The organism is Candidatus Poriferisodalis sp., assembly GCF_965208895.1.
In the GTDB taxonomy this organism is placed as follows: domain Bacteria; phylum Actinomycetota; class Acidimicrobiia; order Acidimicrobiales; family Poriferisodalaceae; genus Poriferisodalis.
This window is the reverse complement of the sequence record NZ_OZ242363.1, coordinates 3379714-3405588: the sequence shown is the minus strand read 5'-3', so window position 1 is coordinate 3405588 and position 25875 is coordinate 3379714. Positions and strand designations below refer to the sequence as shown.

Genomic DNA, 25875 nt, shown 5'->3' with positions numbered 1-25875 from the left:
GCGTCAGTCGAAGCTGACTGAGACCTTCAGCGCTCCGGCGTCGTGCGGCTCGTGGGCGAGTCGGAAGGCATCGCCAATGTCGCTCACGTCGAACACATGGCTGAGCAGCGGTGACACGTCGATGTCGCCGGAGGCGATGAGGCGCAGCGCCTGGCGGAATGACATCGAGCCGGGTTCGTCCTGGGCGCCGTAGGTACTCGCCGCGGACAGCCGCTTGCGGAAAAACTTCTGGAAGCGCACGTGAATGTTGTCGTCAGTGGATGGCAGCCCGAACCACAGCAATTGACCGTCCATGCGTACGAGCTCGACCGAGTCCAAGAACGTGTCGGAGCGGCCGACCGCCTCCACGACGTAGTCCGCGCCGCGGCCATTGGTCATGTCCTTGATTGCCTCGATGACGCCGACGTTTCCGAGCTCGGCGGCGTTCAAGCACTCGTCTGCGCCGTAGGCCTCCGCGACCGCCAAGCGCGTCGGCGAGAGGTCCGAGACGATGACCCGCTCAGCCCCGGCTCGCTTCAGCAGGTACGTGAAGAACAGCCCTGCGGAGCCTTGGCCCATCACGACGACGGTCTCTCCGGCGACGTCGCGGGGATGCTGGCGCATGGCGTAGATGACCGTGCCGAGCTGCTGGCCCATGAGCAGGTGCGAGCGAGGCACACCGCTCGCCGGCAGCGGCACGCAGTAGGCGGAGTTGACGCGCTGGAAGGCGTTGAAACACTCCCCGACCGGCGGATTCGGGAAGGTCAGCACGTGCGTGCCTTCGGAGATGCCCGGCGTTCGGCTCTCGACCACCATGCCGATGCCTTCGTGTCCCGGAAAACCATGCGCACACGGCGGACGATGAGAGAGGCCGGCGCCCATCATCACCATGTGCAAGTCGCTGCCGCAGATCGACGCCATCTCGGAGCGGATGAGCACATCGTAGTTCACCGCCGTCATGCCCAGCGCTGCGTCGGGCCGAGACGACGGAGCGGCATCCGAAGAGGCCTCGTGCAGCGAGGGCACGGGGATCTCTTCGCACTCCATGCGTCCGACGTCGACCATCCGGCCGGCCTTCATCATGTCCATCGGCTCGCTCGCTCCTCACCCGCCGCCCGGGGGCGGAACTTCCCTACTGGTTCAGCGAATACTTGCTCATGAACGCCCAGCCGTCAGCGGTTGCGCTGATGCCTGCCCCCGAGCCTGCACCGTTCTTGCCGCCGCCCTTGTCCCACGAAGAGCCCGGCCAGATGTGGCCGGCGCCTTCGATTGCATAGAAGCGCAACTCGACGCCGCCATCACAGCCGGTGTAGCGCGTGAGCGATGTCGCGGCGTCGAACTCGCTCTCGGTCACGACGGTGCAGTCGAACGCAGCAGCGAACTCGGCCAGCTCGTCGGGAATAATCTCAGCGAAGAACGCTTCGAGCTCTTCGGCCTTTCGGTCGTCGATCTGCCGACCCTTCACCAACACCGATTCCCGGCCGTCGTCGAAGGGCACGACCTCGTCCTCGGTGCCGTGCATGGCTCCCATGGCCACGGGGCGAGACGGCTGGCACTCCTCAGGATGGCTGATGCCGCCAACCGAGAACGTGGCAGCAATCCGGTCCGCCAGCTCGCACACGAGGTAGGCACTGAAGTATCCGCCGTTGGAGAATCCGGTGGCGTAGACACGTGAGCGGTCGATGCAGGCCTGAGCGGCAATCCGGTCGATGAGGTCGCTGACGAACTGCATGTCGTCTCGTGCGGAGGTGTCGGCACCGATCCCCTCCCAGCTGCGAACCGCTCCCCATGTGCTCGCCTGATCGGGGCTCTGCGCGACGAGCCCCGATGGGTGAACGGTGACGAAGCCTTCTGCGTCGGCCAGATCGCTGTATCCGCTGTATGCCGCCTGGCCAGCGCCATCCCCGCCCAGTCCGTGGAAGTTCATGACCAGCGGTGCCAGCGCTGAGGCGGACCCTGGTACGTACAGCAAGTACTCGTACTCGTTGCCCCCCGAGGCGAGACGGTGGCGACTGTGCTGTGAAACAACATCGGCATCTGGTACGCAGCCCTCCGGGGCATCGGTGCTCGTCGCCGGTGCACCCCCCACCGTCGTCTCGGTTGCCTGCCCTGATTCGACGCCTGGCGTCGATGTCGGGCGCTCCGTCGTGTCGGCGGTGCCAGCCGTCGACGTGCACGCCGCAGCGATGAGCGCAACCAGCGCGGCCGCACGCCCGACCCGCCACGAACCGCTGAGGATGCAGTGCCGCAGCAGACGCATCGGGGCAAGTTAGCTGGCAGGCTGTGCGGCGATGAATGTGCCGGTGGCGACTGCTGAGCGCAGCCAGCGGTTCGTTCGCGGCTGGGTTGTCCTGACCGGCGTGTTCCTCATCATGACGATCACGTCGGGCTTTGCGTTCTATTCCCAGGGCGTCTTCCTCAAGGCCTTGGTGGACGAACAGGGCTTCAGCACCGGAATGGCCGGCGCGGGAACCGGCGTCTTCTTCGGCGCGTCTGGCCTGTGCGGCTACTACACCGGCGGGCTCATCAATCGCTTCGACGTGCGCTGGGTGATGACCTTCGGCACCGTCGTCAGCACGGTCGGGCTTGCACTGCTCGGGCAGGTGCGCAGCGAATGGCAAATGTTCGCCGTCATGATCATCTTTGGCGCCGGCTTCGGCCTGACGGGGCTCGTCCCGACCACCACGGTGGTCACCCGTTGGTTCCAAAACCGTCGTTCGGTCGCGTTGGCCATCGCGTCGACTGGGCTCTCGCTGGGAGGTGCGCTCATTGCCCCGCAGATCGGCCGCCTCATCAACGCGGATTCGCTAGTGCGATGGGCATTTCCGTTTGCCGTGATGTTCTTCGTCTCGGTGCTGCTGTCGACGTGGCTGCTGGTGAAGGCGTCGCCGCAATCGGTGGGTCTTGAGGCCGACGGTGCCGCTCCCCACGACGACTCCGATGGAACACCCCGGCCTCCGCCGATGGGGACTCCGTTCGCGGAAGCAATCCGTTCTCGATTCTTCATCCTGTTGTCGATCGGCTTCGTGCTGGTCATGGGAAGCCAGGTCGGCGCCATCCAGCACATGTACAAGCTGACCAGCGATCGCCTCGGCATCGCGGCCGCCGGCAGCGCTCTCGCTGTGCTCGCGATCACGAGCATCGTCGCTCGCCTCTGCGGCGGTCTCGCTGCGGTGAAAGTCCCGCTGCGCTACCTCGCGATGATCCTGATCGGGGTGCAGGTGTGCGGGCTGTGCATCTTGGCAGTCGCCGACAGCGGACTGGAAATCCTGATCGGCGTGATCGTGCTCGGCAGTGCCATGGGCAACCTGCTCATGCTGCACCCGCTGATACTCGCCGACGCCTTTGGCGTGCGGGACTATTCCCGCATCTACGGGCTCGGTTCCCTGCTGATGATCACTGGGGTCGGAACCGGGCCATTCCTCGTCGGCGTCCTGCACGACCTCTACGACTATCGAACGGGCTTCTTCGCCATCGCGGCGATCGCGATCGTCGGGCTGGCGGTGTACAGCTTCGGCGGCGCGCCCGCCCGCGACTACCTCAAGCCACCGCCCGAGTCGCAGTGGGCGGCGCCCGTGCGGCCCTTGGCCGCGCAGCCAACTCCGACGCCGGTGCTAGCCGTCACGCGCGAGATTCCGAAGGGTGTGAGCCAAACCGTACCCGTCGACAACGGCGTCAATGGCAACGTTGACGAGATGGTTGAACTCGACCAGATCGAACAGATTCGCGACCGGACCGCTCCCGCCGTCTGGGTCGTGGAGTCTGCGTGATCAACACCGGACTCGAGGTGGCGTGCGGCTCGCCACGGCCGCCGAGGAGCGGGGCGCAGACGAGTGTCAGGGTCGGAACGCGATGGGTCGCGGCACGAGCTGAGCCGGCCGGCTAGCGACTCGATAGGCGCCCTGGATCCACTCGCAGATCAGGCGGCGGGTGTCACGAGGGTCGATCATCTCCTCGATCTGGAAACGGTTGAGCGGCCCGATCGGTCCACGCGCCGCCTCGATGCGTGCTTCGAGCTCTGCACGCAGCGCCACCGGATCGTCGGCTTCGGCGAGCTGTCGCTTGTAGGCGGCCTCGATGCCTCCCTCAGGCGGGATGCCTCCCACGTCGGCGGCCGGCCAGACCACCCGGGCGTTATTCTGCCGCCGCGGTGTGGCGTAGTTGTTGCCGGCCACACCGAAGCTGCGCCGCATGAGCACCGTGAAGATCGGCACCGCGGCTTGAGCGAATGCCGTCATCCACGTTGCACCCTTGCGGATCGTGCCGGCGATCTCGTGCTCGAGCCCGACTGCGAAGCCGGGGTTGTCGCACAGGTTCAGGATCGGGATGTGGAAGAGGTCGCACAGGTCGATGTGGCGGGTCAGCTTGTCGCAGCCGTCGGCGGTGAGCGCCCCGCCGTTGGGATGACGGCTGTCCGACGCGAGCACGCCGACGGGGTGACCGTTCATGCGTGCGAACCCGACGACCTGGTCGGTGCCCCACAGCGATCCGATCTCGAAGAACGAACCCCGGTCGCAGATCAGCTCGATGCCGCGGCGAATGTCGAAGGTTGTCGTTCGCTTGCGGGGGATCAGCGTCAGCAACTCTTCGTCCCGCCGGTCGGGCGGGTCGTCGGGGTCGGGCGTCAGCACGGGCGGTGTCTCGTACACCGACGGGGGCAGGTACGACAGGAATCGACGCACCTGCTCGGCTGCCTCCTCCTCGGTCTCGGCCAGGTTGTCGACTGAACCGTTGGTGCAGTGGATTCGCCAGTCGCCGAGGTCTTCCTTGGTGATGTCGTACCCCATCGCGTGGCTCACAACGGGCGGCCCTGCCACGAACAGCTGCGAGATGTCGCGCACCATCACCGCAAAGTGGCCCAGCACCGCCTTCGCCGCTCCGATGCCCACCACGCTGCCGAGCAGCATGTTGATCACCGGCACCGTCGCAAGCTGAGACGCGTATTCGGTGCTGCCCAGGTGTGACGGCAGGAACGAGCCGCCGCCGCCACTCACCCGTGGGCGCCCGGCCTTGATCGCACCGGAACTTTCTTTGGCGGAGCTCTCGCCTTCGGTGCGCTGCTCGGGCACCATCGAAGCGACGCTGCCGCCTCCGGAGGATCCATCGAGCAGGCGGATAGACGGCACGCCCAGCTCGGTCGACAGCAAGTCCAGGTAGAAGCTCTTGGCGCCAATTGCGCCGTCGGCGTGGCCGCCGCGTGAGGTGAAGTCGTCGGCGCAGACCACGACGTCACGGCTGTTGATCTTGCCGGTCCCGCCGACGTGATTGGCGGGCGTGAACGCGGCGATCTCGCCCTCGTTGTCGTAAGAGGCGAAGCCGGCGAGACTTCCGACCTCCCGGAAACTGCCCTCGTCGAGCAGCAGGCGAATCCGGTCCCGGCAATGCAGCTTTCCCCGGTTGCGCTGGCGCACGACGCCCGGCTCGACGGACTCTGGACCTAGGCGCTCTTCAGCCAAACGCTGCAACGTCGCCACCTCATCCAGCAGCGGCTCCCAGCCGCTGAGGAGCGCGCCCGCAGACTCAGCGCCAGTAGTCGCCCCAGAAATTACGACCGCCAGCACGTCGCCTGCCGCCAGCTGATCTCCGGGCTGCACTTCCCGCACTGCCGAGACCGTCCCAGCGATGGGTGCGGTGACCTCGGTTTCCATCTTCATCGCCGACAGGACCACGATCGTTTGCCCTGCCGCCACCGCGTCGCCTGCGCTGACCCGCACCTCGACGACGCTGGCGGGCAGCGGGCTGCGCACGGCGGTCTCGCCGTCGCCGAGTTCGCGATCGGGCCAGGTCGACGCCGGCGCCGTGGCAGTCGACACCGCGCCGGGCGGCACAGGCGGCAGCCCGGACGCTGACTCCAACATCGCAGCGCGGCGCGATGTACTGCCTCTCATGTCGCCTGAAATCCCGTTGGTGCTCGTGACGCTCGTCGCCCCGTCACCGGGCGACAGTGCCATCTCCGCCAGCAACGAGGTGCGTGCATCACCGCTGGCCACGGCCGGGTGGCTCAGGATCCTGCGCAGCTGGTCGATGTTCGTGGGCAGCTGGCCGATGTGGAAATCGGCCAATGCCGCAGAGGTACGCGCCACAGCGGCCTCGAGAGTGCCCCCGGTGCCGATGACCTTGGCGAGCAGTGGGTCAAAGTGCGGTGGCGGCGTATAGCCGGCATACCCAGCGGCGTCGACCCTCACGCCCGCGCCCGACGGTTCGTGGTAGGCGGAGATCGCGCCAGAACCAGTCGCCACCACTCGCGCTTGCACGGCATAGCCGCGCGGGGCACCAGCAACCAGCCGAAAGGCAGCGCCCACCTCCTCTGCCGTGCTCCGATCTTCGTTGGCAGCGACGACGCCGATGTCGGCGAGGCGTGCTCCCGCGGCGATCCTGAACTGGGCTTCGACCAGATCGACACCGGTGACCTGCTCGGTGACCGTGTGCTCCACCTGGATGCGCGGGTTGCATTCGATGAAGAAGTGATCCCCGGTCTCGGGGGACACCAAGAACTCCACCGTGGCTGCGTTGGCCAAGCCGGCCTGTGCTGCGAGCTGCACGGCGTCGGCATGCAGCTGACGCTGCAGACTGAAGTGCAGGCCCGGCGCAGGGGCGATCTCGATGACTTTCTGATTGCGCTGCTGGACCGAGCAGTCCCGCTCCCACAGATGAGCGACGCTCCCGTGCTGATCGGCCAGCACCTGCACTTCGATGTGGCGCGGCCGGTCCACGAGGCGCTCCACGAACACGGTGCCGTCGCCGAAGGCCGCGGCCGCCTCGCTCGAGCATCGTTCGAACGCCTCAGCGATGTCCTCGATTCGCTCCACGGCACGCATGCCCCGTCCGCCGCCGCCGGCTGCCGCTTTCAGCATCACCGGCAGCCCGATCGCTGCCGCCGCCTCGGCCGCTGCGGCGACGTCGGCGACTGCGCCGGGCGAACCCTCGACGACGGGAACATCGAGCGAGACGGCCAAAGCGCGGGCACGGACCTTGTCGCCGAACAGTTCCAGCGTGTCTGCGGTGGGACCGATGAAAGTGAGCCCCGCCTCCGCGCACGCATGGGCGAACGCAGCGTTCTCTGCCAAGAAGCCATAGCCAGGGTGGACGCAATCGCAGCCGTGCTCATCCGCGATTCGCAGCAGTGCATCGATGTCCAGATACGCGGCCAGCGGATCGCCGCCTGGCAGCGTTGCAGCCCTGTCGGCGGCCACGAGGTGCAGGGAGCGCTCGTCGACCGGCGCGTGCACTGCGACCGTTTCGATGCCCAGCGCATCGGCAGCCTTGGCGATCCGGATGGCGATCTCTCCGCGATTGGCGATCAAGACACGGGTGAAGCTCACGATTCCCCTTCGGTATGGCCGCATCGGGGCCGGGTACCGGCGATTCTGGCGCGAAAACCGTCGGCAGCGCGGAGTTGACCAGCCGATGCGAGACTGGCGAGATGGAGATTTACGACGTCATGCGCACCACGTTCGCCGCTCGGGACTTCACCGAAGACGAAGTCACCGACGAGGTGCTGTACCGCATCTTTGACAATGCCCGGTTCGCCGCCAGCGGCGGCAATCGCCAAGGCCACAAGGTCATCGTGGTGCGTGATCCCGCCCGCAAGAAGCGTCTCGGCGAGCTGTGCTTCCCGGCCATGCGCGTCGCCGCGGCGCAGGTCGCCGCCGGCGAGGTCTACTGGCAGAGCTACAACCCCTCGTCGGTGAACATCGAAGAGGCCATGGCCGACGAGTCATTGAAGTTCCCGCTGCCGATGTTCTCGCGCATGGATGAGGTGCCAGTCGTGCTCGTGGTCACCGTCGATCTGCGCGTGGTCGCCTCGATCGACAAGGAGCAAGACCGTGTCGGCGTGGTCAGCGGCGCCTCGGTGTACCCGTTCGCTTGGAACATCCTGCTGGGCGCCCGCAACGAGGGCTTGGGCGGTGCGATGACCACGCTGCTGTCGGCCAACGAGCCCGCAGCCAAGGAATTCCTCGGGCTCGAGGACTGGGAGGCAGTCTGCGCTCTGCTGCCGATTGGCAAGCCGACCAAGCAGCTCACCAGGCTGAACCGCAAGCCAGTGGAGGAAATAGCGGTTCGCGAGCGGGGCGACGGGGAACCCTTCACGATCTAGACCCCACGGGACATCTTCTCGGGAGGAGGCAGCCATGGCCATCGACTTCAGCTTGACCCCGGAACTCGAAGAGTTTCGCAAGCGCATTGCTGCGTTCATCGACGCTGAGGTGCGACCAGTCGAGGGCCGCATCGATGCGGAGCAGCTCGAGGAGACCGACCGCGACGCGTATGTGACGGCGCTGCTGGGGATGCGCAAGCGGGCACGTGAAGAGCAATTGTGGCTGCCACACATGCCCGCCGAGTGGGGCGGCATGGGACTCGGCCACGTCGAGATGGCCATGGTGCAAGCCGAAGCTGCAAAGACCAGGTTCGGACCGTGGGTGCTCAACTGCCAAGCCCCCAATGAGGGCAACATGCACACGCTGTTGCACTGGGGCACCGACTCCCAGAAGCAGCGCTACCTGGCACCGCTATGCGAGGGCCGTGCCGAGTCGTGCTTCGCCATGACCGAGCCGGAAGTGGCGGGCTCAGACCCGACGCTCATCCAGACCCGCGGATATCCCGACGGCGACGAGTGGGTGCTGAACGGCCACAAGTGGTTCATCTCGAACGCGCACCGGTCCAAGTTCGCCATCCTCATCGCCCGAACCGAGGACAATCCGGACATCCCCCAGGCCGGCAACTCAGCGTTCATCGTGGACTTGCCGGCCGACGGCTGGACCGAGGTCCGCCAGATCGAGACCATGCATGGCTCCACCGGCCACAGCGAGATCCTCATCGAGGATCTGCGGGTCGGCGCAGGCCAGATGCTGGGCGGGCGCGGCCAAGGCCACTTGCTGGGCCAGTACCGGCTGGGCCCCGCCCGGCTCGCGCACTGCATGCGCTGGATCGCCCAAGCCCAAACGGCGCTCGACATGATGGTCGACCGGTCGCTCAACCGGTACGCCCACGGCTCGCTGCTCGCCGAGAAGCAGGGCATCCAGTGGATGATCGCCGACAGCACGATGGAGCTGTACCAGGCGAAGCTGATGGTGCTGCATGCGGCCTACAAGGTCGACCGGGCCCAAGCCGGCACCGGTGAGGACTTCAAGGCCGAGGTGTCGATGGCCAAGCACTTCGTGGCGAACATGCTCGGCCGGATCATCGACCGGTCCATCCAGGTGCACGGAGCGCTCGGCTACTCCACCGACACGCCGCTGGCGCACATGTACCAGCACGCCCGCTGGGCCCGTTTCGCCGACGGCGCGGATGAGGTGCACCAGATGCGGATTGCGCAGCGCACCATCGCCGCCTACACCGACACCGGCGACACCGGCGCGGCGACCGGCAACCTGCCCATCTGAGCATGGCCCGACTCGACGGCTTCCCGGCCGAACCGCAACACTTGAACCGCACAGGCCGCGCTCGAAGTGCTCGCACGGTGCAGGGACTGGCGATCCCACCCGCTGGGGCGGCCATTGTTTCCCGCTCTCGTTCGATGCGCGTGCGAGCTGCCCAGACCACGGCTCCGGCGATCGGCAGCAGGTGAGTCGAACGAGCTACGCACAGTGAGCGGCGCGGTGAGCGCTCAATGAGCCGCGCGAGGAGCGCTTCGTGAGCATCGCCGAGTACGTGATCGCAGCCCTCTTCATCGCTGTGGGCGCCGGCACTCAGGCCTGCATCGGCATCGGCATGGGCCTCATCGCCGGGCCGGTCCTGGTGGTCATGGAGCCCACGTTCGTGCCGGGCCCGATGCTGATGGTGGCGGGAGGCATCAATGTGCGCAACGCGATCGCCGACCGGGCGTCGCTGAACGCACCGGCCATGCGGCGACAACTGATGGCTGCACCGCTGGGTCTGGTAGGGGGCGTGGCACTGCTCACCGCCTTGAGCGATCGCTCCCTGGCGATCGCTGTGAGCCTGTTCGTGCTGCTGGCAGTCGCGGTGCAAGCGGTCGGCACGCGGCCACCCGAGGGTCGCGTGGCCGACTACGCCGCCGGCGCCGGAACGGCCTTCTCGTCGTCGGTGGCGGCCGTGCCCGGTCCGGTGTACGCCGTATTCGCCAGCCACTGGCCACCCGCGGCGCTGCGAGCCACCATGGCGACCTACATGCTGGTCGTCGGCACTGCGATCATCGTGGCCCTCGCCATGCTCGGCGAGTTCGGACTGCGCCAACTGTGGCTCGGGCTGGGCCTGCTGCCGGCGGTATTGCTCGGCCTGCCGATCGGCCGATGGCTGCGACCGCGCCTCGCCGGCCCGCGCTTTCGGCTAATCGTGCTCGGCGTCGCGGCCACCAGTGCGACCGTGGTGCTGATCCGCCAGCTGGTCAGCGCCTGAGCCGCTGGCCGTTAGGCCATCGAGCCCTGCCGTGTTGGGATCTGGCACCGTGGCGGACACGCCGCCGGCCACGACGGCGCTTGCGGCTCGATGAGAAGCGGGCGCATGAGTGACGGCGACGCGCCACTGGCGACAGCGACGCGTGCTGATCAGCGGCAAAGCGGCTCGCGGCGAGTGGCAGACTGGCGATATGGCCGAAGAGGGGTCGAGTGTTGCAAAACGAAAGCGCTGGATACGGCGCATGGTCGCCGCCTGCGCAGAGGACGACAGGCGGCTGATCGAGTCGCTGCAAGGCACCGACTGGCAGGCGCGCCGTGGGCCAGAGGTCGCGTCGATCCTTGCCCTCGCGGACGCGTTCCCGCCCCGCAAGAAAACAGAACTGAGCTACCCCCTGTTCCCCCGCCGATGAATTCTTCGTTGCTCTTCATCGAGCGCATCCACCGCTTGCACAAATCGCTCGCTGCAGCCGACATCCTGCATGCATTCGGCGGTGCCATCGCGCTGGGCTGGTGCACCCCCCAGGCTCGCGTCACCAACGACATCGACATCAATATCTTCGTGGACCCTGAACTGGGCGAATCTGTGCTCATCGGGCTACCGGACGGAGTCGAAGTCACCGATGAGGCTTGCGAGCGACTGATGCGCGACGGTCAAGCCAGGTTCTGGTGGGAAACCGTGCCCGTTGACATCTTCCTGAATACGACAGAGTTCCATATCGGCGCCGCGGCCCGTGTCCAGCACAGAGAATTCGAAGGAGTCATGCTGCCGTGCCTCGCGTGCGGCGACCTCGCGGTGTTCAAGGCGTTCTTCGACCGCGGCAAGGACTGGCTCGACATCGAAGCGATGGTTTCCATCGACAGTTTCGACATCGATGCGGCGACAACCGAGATCGAGCGATTGCTCGGCCCCGACGATTACCGCATCGCCAAACTGCAAGCTCTGCGAGAACTCGGCTGAGTTCGAGCATCAGCCCGACTTCGCAACCGCCGCAGGTCCGATACGCCGCGGCTGTCGGCTCGGCCAGAACTCCGCAATCAGCTTTCAGCGGCATCGAAGTGGATGCCGGCGGCTTGCGCAGCGTCGATCAGCTTGTCCTTGGTCACCGTGCCCGCGGTGATCTTGAGGCTCGCCTGAATGTGGACGGCGTCGTCATCCACGGCGTTCGCCACCGCCAGAAGGAACTGCCGGACGGCGTCACGGGGACTGCCGTCGTCGCGCAGCGATTGCGTGACCGAGGCGCTCACCCGGAACTCGGTGCGCCTTGGCGCAGGCGGATCGTCCGGAAGGTCTGGGACAATCGGCGGGTCAATGACTGATGGCGGGTCGTCGGCATCGGGATCATCGGTTGATTCCTGCGCCGGGCGACGGATCCGCAGATCGGTCGACCCAAGGTTGAGGTGCCCCTCGTTGGCCACCTGCCGCACCTGGTCGTCGGAATCGACAATCTCGATGTCGCCGCCCGATACTGCCTCGAACAGGGCGCGGCGCAGGTCGCCCTCGCCCCCCGGCAGCAACGGCAGCCGAGGCGCCTTCCAGAAGTCGTCCCGAATCTCGCACAGCGGGCGGTTCCAATCGTTGGTCCGCAGGTTGTGCATCAACGCCTGCCGATCGAGGTCGCCGGCTGTAAACGTCTTGCCGGCTTCCTGTAGTGCCGACCACACCACCGAACCGTCGAGCGCCGATTGGTTCTCCGACTGGAATCGGATATCGCGCATGACACGCCCATCGGGCCCCTCAGCCAGATACAGCACGTGCGAGTACGCCTTCTTGACAAGGCTCTCGAACCGGCGCTGTGTCTCACGTGATTGGCCGCCAGCGCTCTTGGACATCTCCACGTCTTGTTGGACCGCCGCCAACGCCCAGGTGCGTTCCCACGCGATCACGTCGGCGGCAAGGTTGCGAGCCTGCCGCCGGCTCTGGGTGTTGATGACCGCGAACACCGCGGACGACGCCCACGTCATGGGCAGTGCTTCGGTGCCGAGACCCATCGCCGATTCGGCGGCCAGGCGCGTGGGCACGTCGGCGCCGTTGAGCAGGCTGAACCAGCGGGAATCCAGCACCACGAGCCGGCACTTGCGCGCCTGATCGATGCCTGCGCCGCCCAGCAGTTCACGAAGCTCGGCGAGCTCTGGGACGGCGTCGAAGTCGCCTTCCACTGGCAACACGGCGTCGAATGGCCCGCTGTTCGCCCCCTCGAATGCCGCACGGCTGACTCGTTCGTCCCGCTCGGCGTCAGTGACCGCCTCGCGTTCTCGCCGCACGAGCATGTTCAGCGTTTGACGGGTCTCGATGTGCCACCGCTTCGGCTGCTTGCCGGACCCTGCAGTCGAGTCGATCGCGGCGAGGCCGTCGGTGGGGTGGCACAGTTCCTGCCAAACGACCTCGGCGTCGCCGTGACCGAAGGCTTTCGACGGCACGAATGATGCCGCCATCAGTTCCGCCTCGGTGGCACCACGGCGGCCTTGGGAGCGCGGGCTCAGCGAGTAGACGAACAGCGCCGTGGCCATGCGCTCGGCTGCGCGAGGGTTGAGCTGCTCCCAACCGGTTCCCGAGCGCCGTAGATCGGCCAGCCGCGCAGTGCCGCGGTCGACGTGGTCGGGGTCGACGATGTCACCGGCGCAGATCTCGCGCAGGCTCGACTGGGTGCGCTGGTCGCTGACGAGCCCCGAGTCGAGCAGCGCATCGCGTACGGCTCGAGACGACATCGGCAGGTCGCCGGGCCCGATCAGCGTGGGCGCCCAGTCGCCCGAGTGGCCGCGCCGGTGCTGCTCGTAGACCGTCGCAGCGAAGACTTGCAGCGTCGAGCGGACCCGCTGGAACCCGGCCTGCTGGGACCATTCGTTCTCTGCGAGTTCGATCAGCGACGGATGGAACGGGTAGCAGCGTCCGACCGCCTCGGCGAAGTCTGCCCCTGAGCCGGCTGAGGCCCAGGACAGCTTGTCGAAGGCGTGCTCGGACCATCGGCCCCGCATCTCCGACGCGATCCACTCGGCGCAGCGGTCGGTGACTTCGCGCGGCGGGGGCCCGTCGAGCAGCCGCCGCCGGATGATGTCGGCGAAGTCGCCCCCGCTGGTCACCGTGGTTGCTTCGCCGTTGCGGATCAGCAGATCCTCCAGTTCTGCACGGCACTTGGCGCCGGTCTCATTCAGCGCAATGCGATCTTTCTCCGAGGCGATCATCACCAGCACCGCCGCGCAGTTGTCGACGTCGTTCACTGCGTCGAGCAGCGCTCGCAGGAACGCCATGTCGTCGAGCGCTCGTTGTTCGGACTGGTTCGACACCCAGCGGATGTAGTCCATGATCTCGTCGATCAGGATCAGCACTGGGCGCCCGGTGTCGGCGAGCGCGGCTTCGATGGCCTCCTTGTTGGGAAGCTGCGTCTTGTAGTGCTCGTACTTTTTGTACGCACCCTCGAACAGTCTCCACAGGAAGCGCTCGCCCAGCGTCCGGGCAGGGCCGTCGTGCGCTTCGCGCGGTGCGGGGTTGTCGCAGTCCAGCACGATGCATCTGGGATTGCTGAGGTCCGATGCCAAGGCCTCGCTTCCGGCGACCTCCTTGGCTTGCACCAGCACTGCCGCGCCCAGGTCGGTCGTCGCGAAGTCGGCGGGATTGCTCGCCAGGTGCCAGAGCCCGATGAGCCCGTGCGACTTGCCGCCGCCCATCGCCTGGTCGAGCCGCCACAGCGCCCGTGCGCGTTTCGCCGGCTCGCCTTGCGCGCCGAGCCTGACCGCGATCTTGGCCATGAGGCCGACCAGACTGCCCGTGGGGTAGGTGATCTGCCCGTAGTAGGTCGGGTCGGCATAGTGCGATCTGCCCGATGAGCCGCCGAAGACGGCGTCGTGCAGCGACGCTTGGACGTCGTCGATGTTGCCGTGGGCGGCCTCGACCTCGGGCCGCAGCTTGACCGTCTGCCACCAGGGCGTCGACGCCGCGGTGGTCGAAGCGGGACTGGTCACGACGGTTGCTCTCCGGCGCTCGGCGGTGCACTCGCCGTTGCCGCTGAGACCGGCGCAAATGTGATCACGACGGTTCTCCCTCCGCAGCCGCGGCCGTCGTGACCGGTGCGGTCGGGTGCGGATGCCACTGAGATCGTTATGAACGTGTTCACAATGGTTCTCCTCCTGTGTGCAAGGTGAGCTGCTCGCCTTCGTCTTGTTGTTGTCGTTGCGCCTTGCGCTCGTCCTCGGCGATCACTGCGGTGCCGGTGAGAATCGCGATGCGATGGCGGGTCACCCAGGTCCACACGTCACCGTCTGCGTCGGTGTCGCCGAGGTCGGCAGCGAGCTGCGCCATGACCGCCCACAGCAGTTCGTCGCTGGCGCTGTCGGCCGAAGCGAGCACGTCAGCAACGGCGCTGACCGATTTGCCCGCCTGCGCTACGGCAAAGGCGACGTCGATGACCGCCAGCCCGGGCGCGAGTTCGGACGTGCCGATGCCGCTTTGGGCCGCGGTGGCGAACTTGTACGTCGACGTGACCTTGTGGAGCAGACCACGGGTGTCGCTCTCGTCCACGTCGTGGGTGAGCCGTTCCCACCTGGGCTCGGACCCGGCGGCGGCGTTGCGCTGGTATTGGCGCGTCCAGGAGAGCGCGAACTGTGTGCGCTTGTCGAATGCCTCCAGCGGAAACGAGCCGATCCGCAAGTCGGCAATCTCACCGACAAGGCGCCGCGCAAGCGTGAGGAAATGATCGGCCTCGACGGGCCGTCCGCGGTGATCCAGCACGGCGCTGTACCGACCGACCGCCTCCATCGCCGGCCCATAGGCCGCCATGCGCTGATCGCGCAGCGCCGAAAGCCCGGCATCTGACCACAGCGGCATCCGCTCGGCGATCTCCCGGCGGATGTCTGCTTCGACATCGGCCAGACGGCCCTCACTGCGGTCAGATTCCGCTGGCCTGCAAGCCAGCGTGAGTGTGGTTTCGATGTTGGCCTTGCCCATCTGAGTGCCGTACTCAGTCCGTGCTGGCCACGATCCCGTCAAGATGAGCCCTGCGGCAGAAATCGCCGCCAAGAGTCGTTGCCAGACGTCAAGGTCGTCGTGACCGAACATGATCGTCACGACGCCGGACTGCTCGACGACCCGACAGGCCTCGCCGAACGCCGCTGTGATGCACCGGTCGTAGTGCTCCGGAGTCCTGTGGTCCCCGCTGCGCACATGGGTCATCTTGACGACGGCCTCGTCGAACTTTTCCTGAACCCCAGCCGGGTTTGCGGTAACCCTCAACTCTGGGTGGGTAGTCGCCAAAGCACGCTTGAGCCACACGTAGAAGAGATCTGACGAATCGGAGTACTCGATCATCGAGTCGTACGGAGGGTCGGTTACGACGGCTTTCAGTGCGGCCAATCCGAAGGTCAACGAAGTGGCATTCCCGCGCTCGACACATGCCGCTAGACCGCTTGCTCGCGAACTCTGCTTGTGGAGACAATTCAGGGTCAGATTCGCCACGGACCGCCATGTACCGGGCCCGTCCGAGCAACCCGATTCCAAGTAATCGTTTCCAAATGGGACCGACGCTCCAGTGGCCAAGATGTGGTGCGCCTTTTGTGACGGCATCTGCAGGTGACAACCTCGAGTTCGGTAATTCAGAGCACGTACGAGGACTGACGAGCAGTAGCCGACGAGCGCGCGTGCGTATTCGGCGCAGGTGGCGTGTGCCGAGCCTCGCTCTGCGCCAGATGTCGGCCTCGGGCAGGCGTTGGGAGCCGGCGTTGAGCTGACGGCACTTGCTGGGGCTCGTTCGGCGTCCGACAGCACTCGTGTGAGGTCGCAAACGAGGCGCGCGAGGCTCACAAGTGCGAGCGTTTGGCGCGCGTTGCAAAAGTCACCAAAGGTTCGATAGCCGTACCGTTCGTACCGTCGTGGCCCGGTTGACCCAAGCGCGCGCTCGTCAGGAACTGCTGGCAGGTCAGCGGCGAAAGGCTCACTGGCCGCAAGCGCTGCTTCTGCCGCAGTTGCGGCAGCGCGTTCGGGCAACGTCGGCTCTCGGTAACGCTTGCCGACATCAGCGTCGATGTCGGCGACCACCAGCATCACATCGCCAGCGTGCCCATTCTCGCGGATGCGGGTGTGCTCAGCGTGCGAGTGGGTATAGCTGCAGAACGGGCAGACGGCAGCTCGGCCGCGACCGCTTCCCGCCGACTTGACGAGGGTCCCCGGCGACCTCGGTTCCCCGTCGTGAACAGATACTTCAATCATTCCACTTGCCAGATCGGCAATGAGCTCATAGGACTGGCCGGGGTCGCCTTTCTTCGGATTCGGTCGCCGCAGCTGCAAGTCGGCGGTGAGCGGGAACTCCCGACTGCATTCGTTGCACGGGATCGTCACCGCCCACAGGTAGGCCCACGGGCGTTTGCCGTCGACTTTGGGATAGAACTCATCCATCTCCTCCTCGTGGCGGTCGCCGATCCACTTGACCAAGAACTCGACATCGCACAGCAGGCGCAGATGCGGCTCGGGGTAGCGCATCGCGTGCTCTTCGTATCCCTCGAACGGCAGGGGCGGCTCGTTGGACCAGTCACGCAGCGGATAGTCGGCCAGCAGCTTTCCTGCCAGCGTCGCCACCGGCGAGTAGTCGATGCCGTATGCCTTGACGCCAAGCCGGGCCGCCTCCAGCGGGATCATCGCCCGGCCCGAGAACGGGTCCAGAATCGAGGCGCCGTCGGGATAGTGCTTGGCCAACTCGGCGACGAGCTCGTCGTGCATGGCGTCGTAGCCGGTCATGGAGTCGCGCACCAATTGGCACAGGCGATCCTGCTCTGCTTCGTCTTCGGGCCACGGCAGCAGCGAGCAGATCACCGCTGCCTTGGCCTGTGCCAGCGGGCGCGCCGCGAACCAGGTGAACAACGCCTTCTCGGTGTTGCCCGAGCCCCAGCCCTTCCTGGAGTTGGCGGTGACCTCCGCGCACGGGAACCAGCGCTCGATCATGCGGGTCATGGCGCCCCTCCCGCGCGCATGCCGACACCTGACCTGCCGGCGCCGCAGCCGCCATCCGCCGCATCACCGCCCGCGGACCTGTGGCCCGAGGCGAGCGTGCGGTAATCCGCTCGGTCGTCAGCAGGGTGTGCGGTGCGGGCTGCCCACAAGTCCGAGCCGCGGATCCGCACGGTCGTGACCTCTGTCGCAGCACTCGCGAACAGCGCAGCCGGGTCGCGATACTCGCCGAAGAGACGCCCGCCGTTGTCGCAATCGTCGACGACGTACAGCCAGTACGCATCACCCTGGAGCGCCGCTCGTACCCATTCGCCGCCGGTCAGGCGGATGCCGGTGCTCGCCGCTCTGCCGGCGATGCCCTTGACCTCGACGAGCCGCAGTTCGCTGCCCCGCCGGGCATGCAGGTCGTAACCCTGACCCTCGGTCTGCACGTCGGTGACGGCGAAACCCTCGCTGCCGAGACGGTTGACGACGTAAGCAACGGCGATCGATTCGCTGTCCTTGAGATCAGTCGCTGGGTCGGGTCCGCAACCGACCACCCGAGCCCAGCCCAGGCGCCGCATGTCGCCCGGCGCGCTGACTCTGCTCGCCGAGCGCAGGGCCGCGATCCGCCGAACGGTGACGTCTTCGAGGCGACCTCGCAGAATACGACGCTCGTCCCGGTCGACGATCTCGTCGGTGAGCTGGTTGGGAAGATCGCGTAGCTGCTGCGCCGCGCCAGCAAGCCACTCGTCGAGCAGTTGCTGGCGACGGCTCAGTTCCCGGTTGCGCTCGAGACTCGCGGCGTGGGCCGCGCCGGCTTCGACCTCAGGTTCAAGCAGCCTCGGGGCAGGCTCGGAAGGCTGAGACCCCCCCCCCCCCGCAACTCTGTGGTGCTTCAGCCGTCAGGTTGGCCAGCACCGCCCACGGGACCGGACGCGCTCCCGCCGAGGTCGTCTTGACCGCGAAGCAGCGCCGACGCCTAGCCGCTCGTCCTTCCGCCACATCGCCCTCATAGATGTGCAGTTCGTAGTCGTCGGCCTCGTTCGGGTCGTACAGCACGCCGCCTCGCAGCAATTCCGGCGCCGCATGCTGCCCGACGGCCCCGGCCAAGTCTGTGAACGCTTCCTCACCAGGGCCGAGCACCACCGCATCGCCGGCCGAGGTCACTCCGGCCTGCTCCGCTTGCTGCTTTGCGGCACTGCTCGTGGCCACCAGTCGCAGCTTCTCCCCAGTGTGCGGCACAAGCGATTCGGGCAGCTCCATGTTCCTGCCGCCGAGCAGCCAGAAGCCCGAGTCCGCTGCGGCAGACCGCTCGAACGTGATTGCCTCCGCCGCGGCGGCGACGATCGCGAAGCGCTCGACGACATGCGGGTTGATGCGCTGCAACCGGTCGTCGTGCAGTACCTGATGCGCCGCTCCCAGTTCGACGGGACTGCGCAGATGCGCCTCTGCGCTGCGCTGGCGCTCGTGTGCTTGGCGAAGCCGCTCGGCAGTGATCCGGCCGACCGCCTCCAGCGCAGCCGACCGCGAAGTCTCTCCCTCGAAGCACCGACTGAGCAGCTGCGCCAGATCGGGCACGCTCGCTTCGTCGAACGTCTGCTCGGCGATCAGGCGCAGGCTGTCGAACATCTTGCCGTCGAGCTCATTGGCCGCCGCAACCAAGTTGTCGAGCAGCCGGGCCAAGGCGTCGCCCTCCCGCGTGTCGGTGGCGACGAGGTTGTACAGGCGGACGTCGCGACCCTGGCCGATGCGGTGGATCCGGCCCATGCGCTGTTCCAAGCGCACGAGCGACCATGGGATGTCCCAGTTCACCAGCACATGGGCGCTTTGCAAGTCGATGCCTTCATTGCCGGCGTCGGTGGAGATCAGCACCTCGAACTTGCCGGCTGCGAACTGCGCTCGGATCTCGTCGCGAACGGCGTGGGAGTCGCGGCCCGAATACGTCCGCGCCGTGAACTCGGCTGACGCGAACCGGTCGCGCAGCCACTCCGCTGTGTCGGCGTACTCGGTGAATACCACGACCTGCTCGCCCGAACCGGCCGTGATGCCGTTCGGCACCAGGCATTCCTCGATCATGCGCTGCCACTTGGACGCCCTGACTCCGCCGAACTGGGCGAGGTCCGCGTCCAACCGCTGCAGCACCGAGGCGATCTCCCGACGCTCCGCCCGTGTGTCGGTCGAGTCCTCGTTGACTACCCGCGCTTCGGACGCCGCTTCGTCGTCCTCGCCGTTCGGGTCTGCTTCGCGGGCGGCATCGGCGGGACTCTGGGTGCCGATGCGATCCCTGCGGCGACGCAGCGTTTCCGCCAACGCATACAGCGACGATGCCGCACGTTTGCCGTACACCATGCGCGCCAAGCTCTGCGCGGAGGGCGGCAAGTAGCGATCAACCAGCGAGAGCGCTTCGTCGTAGTACGCCCGCTCGGCTGCGTTCAGGGGGACCCTCACGTTGTCGGCACGTCGGGCCAAGAAGAGCCGCTCGCCGTCGAAGCCGACCAGTTCTTCCTTCATGCGCCGCAAGAAATGCATGGCGCCGGGCGTCAGCTTGCTCGCCGGCTGCTCGTCGTTCACGTCGTCCACAGCCGGGAAGACATCGGGATCGACGAGGTGCATGAGCGAGCGGAACAGCCACTCATTGCCGCGATGCGGTGTGGCTGTCATGAGCACGGCGCGCGGCGTGCCGCGGCACAGCATCTGCCCGACACGCCAAAGGGTCTGCGCGGTGGGAGTGAGCCGATGCGCTTCGTCGATGACGACGGCGTCCCAGCCTGCGTCATCGGGATGGATCGCTTCATAGACCGCAGGGTTGATCGCTGCCAGCTCCAGCGAAACCACCCACAGTTCGTGCGGGCCGGAGAGCGCACCCTCACGCGCCGTCGCAGCGGTGATGCGACGCAGGCCGCCGCCCAGAAAACGCTCGAAGTCGAGCTGCCACTTGCTGACGAGGTGCGCTGGGCACACGACGAGCGCCCGCCGGACGTGGCCGAGCCGCTGAGCCTCCCGCAGCCACAGTCCCCCCATGATCGTCTTGCCAGTGCCCGGCTCGTCTGCCAGCAGGAATCGCAGCATGGGCTGGCGCAGCATGTTCCCGTACACCGCTTCGCTCTGGTGGGCATAGGGCCGCAGCGGGCTGCTCGCCAGCGCAGAGGGATACGGCGAGCCGCTGGTGTGGCGCATCCATGCCGCCCACATTCCGGCGAGCGCCGCAGCAGGGCGTGCGCCGGCGTCGGGGACGAGCACCTCGACCTGCTCGGCCTCGGCCGGGGTCAAGTCGATCTGTCGCAGCCCGCCGTCGGGATCGGTCACGAACAGGCGCGTGCCGCTGCTGTCGCTGGCAGCACCGGGCAGCGGCAGCGCTCCACTCACGGTCATGAATTCGGGCTCGCCTCGCAATCTGATGCGTTGGCCAGCCTCGAACGTCACGCAGGACAGGTTATGACCAAGGGTTCCTCGGGACCGGGCAACAGCTTGGGAGCGGCCGTCGGGCCCCGTGCGATGAAGTCGGCGCCGAGCATCGTCCGGATCTTCGGCACCGCTGCGGCCACACCGCAGCAGGGGCATGTGAAAGATTGAAATATATTGAATCTGGTTGATAATGCTTTATATGGTCACGTCCCTCAGCCTGCCATTCGAGGGAGCATCCATGTCCGAACAACATCGAAGCCGCATCTATGCTTGGATTCGCGAACTGCACGACGAACCCACGGCGGAGTATCTGATGGCCTGCTTGGCACCAGCACCGGTGTCTGAACTTGTCACCAAGGAATTCTTGACGGCCGAACTGTCGCGTTTCGCCACCAAAGAAGACATGTACGCCGGCTTTGCCGAGATGCGCAAAGAGCACGCGACTCAACGAGAAGAGGACCGTCGCGCACATGCGGCCCAGCGAGCAGAGGACCTTCGCGAACTCGCAGAGCAGCGCACAGACGACCGCCGCGAACGCGCGCAACAACGCGCGGAGGATCTTAGCGCGCACGCGCAACAACGCGCAGAGGACCTTCGCGAACTCGCAGAGCAGCGATCAGAAGACCGCCGCGAACACGCAGAACAACGCACAGAAGACCGCCGCGAACACGCAGAACAGCGATCAGAAGACCGTCGCGCCGCGCAGCACCGCCACTACTGGCAGATGGGCGTGATACTCGCGGCGACCACGCCAATCTGGCTCGACACCTTCGGCATCATCGGCTGAGTTCTCAGGCGACGGGCCGACCGGCTCGGCGTGATTCCAACGCCTCGGTCCGGCAAGCGGACTCGGCTGCTGCACTCATGGGTGCGCTCGGGGCCGTGTTGCGGCTGTACATTTTTCACCTGCATGCTGCCAAATTATGATTTGGCAGCATGCAGAATTGTGATGAGCTGATCCGCCAGATTGCGATTAGTAGCTTCCGCGTGTTCGGATGAGGCAGTAGCTTAGGTAGTCATGGCCGCTGACGTGCTGATTCCGCGCCAGCAGCAGCCGCACGCGGAGCGACTGCTCGACTCATTTCGCGTGGTCGTGATTCACGGACCTCGGCAGTGCGGCAAATCCACATTGGCGCGCCTCATCGCCGATGCACGGGGTGGCACGTTCGCACCGCTCGATGACGAAGCGACGTTCGAAGCGGCAATGTCCGACCCCACGACGTTCGTGAATGAGCAGCGTTTCCCGCTCGTCATCGACGAAGTCCAGCTCGGCGGCGACCGCATCGTGCGCGCGGTCAAGCGGTCGGTCGATGCAACTCAGCAGACGGGGCGATACCTGCTGACCGGCTCAACGAACTTCCTCACCGTGCCCACGATCAGCGAATCGCTGGCCGGTCGGGCGGCCATTGTGCAGCTCTGGCCGCTGTCGCAAGCGGAGATGTCGGCTGCTGCGGTCGCGGGGGGCCGCGCGTCGCACGACGGCGGCATGGGTCCCTCGTCCCCCGACACGATGGACCGGGGAACCGCTGACGTCATGTCGTCGTGGCCGGGCGCCGGAGTGATCCACAACTGGTTCGACGGCGCACCCGACCTCGGACACCAATCGACGACAGAGCGCGCCGACTACTTGGAGCTGATCTGCCGAGGCGGATTCCCCGAGGCCCTCCGATTGGATCCGGCGAGCCGTGGCGTGTGGTTCCGAAGCTACGCCGAGACGGTCATCCGTCGCGATGTAGTCGCGCTCGGCGACATCCGTCGAGCCGCAGCGTTGCCTCGCCTGCTGGCACTGGCCGCTGCTTCCACCTCGGGTGTGGTCAACATCGCCAACTGGTCGCGCCTTCTCGGCATCGACCGCGCCACCGTCGAGTCGTATCTGGAATGGATGCGACGTGTCTTCCTCATCCACGAACTGCCCTCGTGGGGGCGCGACCGCATCGGCCAAGTGGTGCGCCGGGCTCGACTGCATGTGACCGACAGCGGCCTCGCCGCCGCGCTGTGCGGGACAGACCCTGCTGCCTTGCGCCCGCTCACCTCGACGATGACCGGCGCGCTCACCGAGACGTTCGTGGTCAACGAAATCGCACGCCTGCTGTCAGCGAGCGACATTGCCACCGATATCCAGCACTACCGGAACAAGGATGGCAAGGAAGTCGACATCGTGCTCGAACGTCCCGACGGCGCAACCGTCGCAATCGAGGTCAAAGCCAGTGCTTCCCCGCGTCGGCGCGACCTCGGGCACGTCGGCTGGCTGCGCGACAGGCTCGACGGCGTGGCGCCAGGCGCCTTTCGCTGCGGCCTGTTGCTTCATACCGGAACGGCTGCCCATCGGATAGGCGATCGCCTGTATTGGATGCCGATCGACTCTCTCTGGTCGCACAGGTCTTGATCGGCGAACTGTTGCTGCGTTGCCGACGAATGCCAGAGCGGTTGGCGAGTCCCGAGGCGAGGGCCGCACAGGAGCAGTGCCCGTGGGCGAAGCCATCGCCCGCGCGGCCATGAGCCAGCGCTAACAGCCTCACCGGTTCGCGGAGCCGTTCAGGACCAAGGGTCCTCGGGGCCGGGGGCAGGTTTGGGCGCGGGCGTGGTCGCTTCTGCGATGACCTGCGCCGCAGCGGCTACGCCGGAGGCGCCCATCGGCGCGTCAACAGCCGCCAGCGTGGCTTCAATGGTGCCGAGGGTGCCGAGCAGCATCGGCGGGTTCAGATGTCCCATGTGGCCGATACGAAACTCCGCGTCCGCGTTGCCGGTGATGCTGAGCCCCAGGGTGAGGCCCGCTTCGCTCTCGCAGGTGGCGCGCAGTTGCTGCGCCGACACCTCGCCGGTGCGGATCATCGTGACCGAGTTCGAGCGATGTGCTGGGTTCAACACGTTCAGCTCGAGACCGCCTGGAACGGACCATGCCTCGACGGCCGCGTGAATGGCGCTTGCCATCACACGATGGCGCTCCCAGACATTCTCCAAGCCTTCCTCGTCGATCATGTCGAGAGCCTCAGCGAGGCCCCACAAGTGCTGGACCGGAGGTGTGCCGCAGAAGATCCAATAGTGCGCGTCAGGGTCGGTCCGGCGAGTCCAGTCCCAATATGCGGTGCGCAGGTCGGCACGCTGGTGTGCCTCCCACGCCCTCGGCCCGACCCACACCATGCCGAGGCCGGGGGGCACCATCAGGCCCTTCTGGCTGCCCGCCACGGTGACGTCAACGTTCCACGCGTCCATCTCGAACGGCTCGCACCCCAGCGAGGCCACGCAGTCCGCCATCAACAGTGCCGGATGATCGGCTTGATCCATGGCGCGACGCACTGCGGCGATGTCGTTGCGAACTGACGACGCCGTGTCGGTCTGCGCGACGAGTACTGCGGCGAACTCCCGGCCGACATCGGCCCGCAGACGTTCCATGACAGCATCGGGCTCGATGGCCGCTCGATCCGCAGCGTGCAGCACTTCGAACTTGACGCCGCTCATCGCGGCCATCTCGGCCCAATTCGTGGCGAAGTGCCCGACTTCGAGCACGAGCACCTTGTCGCCGCGAGAGAGCGTGTTGGTGATCGCCATCTCCCAAGCGCCGTGTCCGTTCGAGATAGCGATGTAGGCCCGGTGCTCGGTGCGCGCAACAGCGGGAAGCCGTTCGAGCAGTGAGTAGGTGAGGTCCACCACCTCGCCCTCGTAGATGTTGGGAATCGGTCGACGCATCGCGTTCAGGACGCGATCGGGAATGACCGAGGGGCCAGGAATCATGACCAACGGCCGGCCGTGTCGCAATGACATCGAAACTCCCTCCGGCGATCACGCCTGCCAGCGCACCGCCAAACGCCATCAGCTTACGAACAGCCCGCGTGCACGGCTGCATGGTTTGAGAGCCTCGAGTTGCCGCGCACAAGCCCCGGTCTTCCCTCCCATGGCAGCGCAGCGCACGCGTAGGCTGCGCTCAAGCCTGTGCTCATGGGGTGCCCATGGGTTCGGGCGCGCACACACGGGGGTGTCCACGATGGGCAGCAACGCACTCATCCATCCGTTCGCGGTCGCCAGCCGCGATGAGAACGAGTTCATCGAGATTGTTTCCGGCGAAGGCGTCATGCTGCGCGACTCCGCCGGCAATGAGTACATCGATGCGCTCGCCAGCCTCTGGCTGTGCCAGATCGGCCACGGCAATCGCACCGTCATCAATGCGATCAATGCGCAACTCGAGAAGTTGCAGACCTACAACACCTTCGATCCGTTCACCAACGGGCCCGCCGTCGAAGTTGCAGAGATGATCCGTGCGCGCTCTCAGCACCCTGACGGTCGGGTGTTCTTGGGCTGCTCGGGCTCCGAGGCCATCGACACCGTCTTGAAGTTCGCCCGGCGGGTCCACCGGCTGCGCGGCGACGAAGACCGGCAGATCATCGTGCGCCGCACCGGCGGCTACCACGGCGTGAACGTCGGCGGCACAAGCGTGCAGGGACTCGAACCGATCCGGGACGGCTGGGGCGACCTGCTGCCGCATGTGGTCGAGATTCCCAACGACGACGTCGAGCCGGCCGCGCAATTGTTCGCCGAACAGGGCGAGCGCATCGCAGCCGTCATCTCCGAGCCGATCCAGGGTGCCGGCGGCGTCATCCCGCCCCCGCCCGGGTACTTCGAGGGCTTGCGCCGGCTCTGCGACGAGCACGGCGCTCTATTCATCTTGGACGAGGTGATCTGCGGCTTCGGGCGTACCGGCAGCTGGTTCGGCGGCCAGACGTTCGGCGTGGTCCCCGACATGTTCACCTTCGCCAAGGGCGTGACCTCGGGCTACATCCCGCTGTCTGGCGTAGTGGTGTCACGCGAGATCGCAGACACCCTCGAGACCGACCAGAACAAGTTCATGCACGGCTACACCTATTCGGGTCACCCCACGGCGTGCGCAGCCGGCGTCGCCAACATCGGCGTCATCGAGTCCGAAGGGCTGGTGGAACGGGCGAACGACATCGGCGAACGGATGGAAGAAGGCTTCTTGGCGTTGCAAGGCGACGGCATGATCGACAACTACCGGGGCCATGGCGGCATCTGGGCCTGCGACATCGGCCGGGACGCCACCGAGGCTCGCGAGGCGTTCCTCAAGCGCGGCGTGATCTCGCGGCCCATCGGCAACGCACTCGGGTTCTGCCCTCCGCTCATCATCACCGATGACGAGATCGGGTTGATGTTCGACCGGCTCGACGACGCACTGCGAGCCACAGCGCCCTAGAGCGACAATCTCCAAAGGAG

17 protein-coding genes are annotated in these 25875 nt (G+C 66.5%); 9 read left to right on the top strand and 8 right to left on the bottom strand.

All coding sequences use genetic code 11. The features are described from left to right. Positions 1-3 precede the first annotated feature (3 nt). Together ACOGJB_RS15280 and ACOGJB_RS15275 are read right to left on the bottom strand one after the other, a co-directional pair. On the bottom strand, positions 4-1068 hold the full coding sequence (locus ACOGJB_RS15280) for a zinc-dependent alcohol dehydrogenase (protein ID WP_419837952.1): 1065 nt from the start codon (positions 1066-1068) through the stop codon (positions 4-6). Positions 1069-1111: 43 nt separating this feature from the next. Further along, positions 1112-2239, bottom strand: a complete 1128-nt coding sequence (locus ACOGJB_RS15275) for an alpha/beta hydrolase family esterase (protein WP_419837951.1) — start codon at positions 2237-2239, stop codon at positions 1112-1114. Between the two features lie 31 nt (positions 2240-2270). Here ACOGJB_RS15275 and ACOGJB_RS15270 point away from each other — a divergent pair, with 31 nt between their 5' ends. Further along, positions 2271-3749, top strand: coding sequence for an MFS transporter (locus ACOGJB_RS15270; RefSeq protein ID WP_419837950.1), 1479 nt, complete (start codon positions 2271-2273; stop codon positions 3747-3749). A gap of 66 nt (positions 3750-3815) precedes the next feature. Here the strand turns inward: ACOGJB_RS15270 and ACOGJB_RS15265 are convergent, their stop codons facing one another. Continuing rightward, entirely contained in the window at positions 3816-7301 is a 3486-nt protein-coding gene (locus ACOGJB_RS15265) for a carboxyl transferase domain-containing protein (protein ID WP_419837949.1), read from the bottom strand. Positions 7302-7402: 101 nt separating this feature from the next. On the opposite strand from ACOGJB_RS15265, the gene ACOGJB_RS15260 reads away from it, so the two are divergent. The 5 genes from ACOGJB_RS15260 to ACOGJB_RS15240 all read left to right on the top strand — a co-directional run bounded on the left by ACOGJB_RS15260 (position 7403) and on the right by ACOGJB_RS15240 (position 11292). After that, positions 7403-8077, top strand: a complete 675-nt coding sequence (locus ACOGJB_RS15260; protein ID WP_419837948.1) for a nitroreductase family protein — start codon at positions 7403-7405, stop codon at positions 8075-8077. A 34-nt stretch (positions 8078-8111) separates the two neighbouring features. Continuing rightward, a complete protein-coding gene (locus tag ACOGJB_RS15255; RefSeq protein ID WP_419837947.1) occupies positions 8112-9362 on the top strand; it encodes an acyl-CoA dehydrogenase family protein in 1251 nt (416 codons plus the stop codon). A 250-nt stretch (positions 9363-9612) separates the two neighbouring features. Next, entirely contained in the window at positions 9613-10335 is a 723-nt protein-coding gene (locus tag ACOGJB_RS15250; protein ID WP_419837946.1) for a TSUP family transporter, read from the top strand. A 190-nt stretch (positions 10336-10525) separates the two neighbouring features. Next, positions 10526-10744: a hypothetical protein gene (locus ACOGJB_RS15245; RefSeq protein WP_419837945.1), complete on the top strand. Its 219-nt coding sequence runs from the start codon at positions 10526-10528 to the stop codon at positions 10742-10744. Further along, complete coding sequence (locus ACOGJB_RS15240; RefSeq protein WP_419837944.1) at positions 10741-11292, top strand: hypothetical protein; 552 nt, start codon at positions 10741-10743, stop codon at positions 11290-11292. The genes ACOGJB_RS15245 and ACOGJB_RS15240 overlap by 4 nt, the downstream gene beginning before the upstream one ends. A 77-nt stretch (positions 11293-11369) precedes the next feature. Here ACOGJB_RS15240 and ACOGJB_RS15235 read toward each other — a convergent pair whose 3' ends face one another. From ACOGJB_RS15235 to ACOGJB_RS15220, 4 genes are all read right to left on the bottom strand, one after another. Further along, positions 11370-14291, bottom strand: a complete 2922-nt coding sequence (locus ACOGJB_RS15235; RefSeq protein WP_419837943.1) for a DUF499 domain-containing protein — start codon at positions 14289-14291, stop codon at positions 11370-11372. A gap of 148 nt (positions 14292-14439) precedes the next feature. Continuing rightward, a complete protein-coding gene (locus ACOGJB_RS15230) occupies positions 14440-17268 on the bottom strand; it encodes a DUF1156 domain-containing protein (protein WP_419837942.1) in 2829 nt (942 codons plus the stop codon). Next, entirely contained in the window at positions 17265-17828 is a 564-nt protein-coding gene (locus ACOGJB_RS15225) for a DUF3883 domain-containing protein (protein WP_419837941.1), read from the bottom strand. Before ACOGJB_RS15225 ends, ACOGJB_RS15230 begins: the two co-directional genes overlap by 4 nt. Positions 17829-18078: 250 nt before the next feature. Further along, positions 18079-20670: a DEAD/DEAH box helicase gene (locus tag ACOGJB_RS15220; protein WP_419837940.1), complete on the bottom strand. Its 2592-nt coding sequence runs from the start codon at positions 20668-20670 to the stop codon at positions 18079-18081. A gap of 220 nt (positions 20671-20890) precedes the next feature. Here ACOGJB_RS15220 and ACOGJB_RS15215 point away from each other — a divergent pair, with 220 nt between their 5' ends. Then, complete coding sequence (locus ACOGJB_RS15215; RefSeq protein WP_419837939.1) at positions 20891-21439, top strand: hypothetical protein; 549 nt, start codon at positions 20891-20893, stop codon at positions 21437-21439. Between the two features lie 231 nt (positions 21440-21670). Continuing rightward, positions 21671-23038: an ATP-binding protein gene (locus ACOGJB_RS15210; protein ID WP_419837938.1), complete on the top strand. Its 1368-nt coding sequence runs from the start codon at positions 21671-21673 to the stop codon at positions 23036-23038. 149 nt (positions 23039-23187) lie between these two features. Here ACOGJB_RS15210 and ACOGJB_RS15205 read toward each other — a convergent pair whose 3' ends face one another. After that, positions 23188-24414, bottom strand: coding sequence for a pyridoxal-phosphate-dependent aminotransferase family protein (locus tag ACOGJB_RS15205; protein ID WP_419837937.1), 1227 nt, complete (start codon positions 24412-24414; stop codon positions 23188-23190). A 220-nt stretch (positions 24415-24634) separates the two neighbouring features. On the opposite strand from ACOGJB_RS15205, the gene ACOGJB_RS15200 reads away from it, so the two are divergent. After that, the gene (locus ACOGJB_RS15200) at positions 24635-25855 is read left to right on the top strand and encodes an aspartate aminotransferase family protein (protein ID WP_419837936.1); all 1221 of its coding nucleotides are present in this window, start codon (positions 24635-24637) and stop codon (positions 25853-25855) included. Positions 25856-25875: the final 20 nt, after the last annotated feature.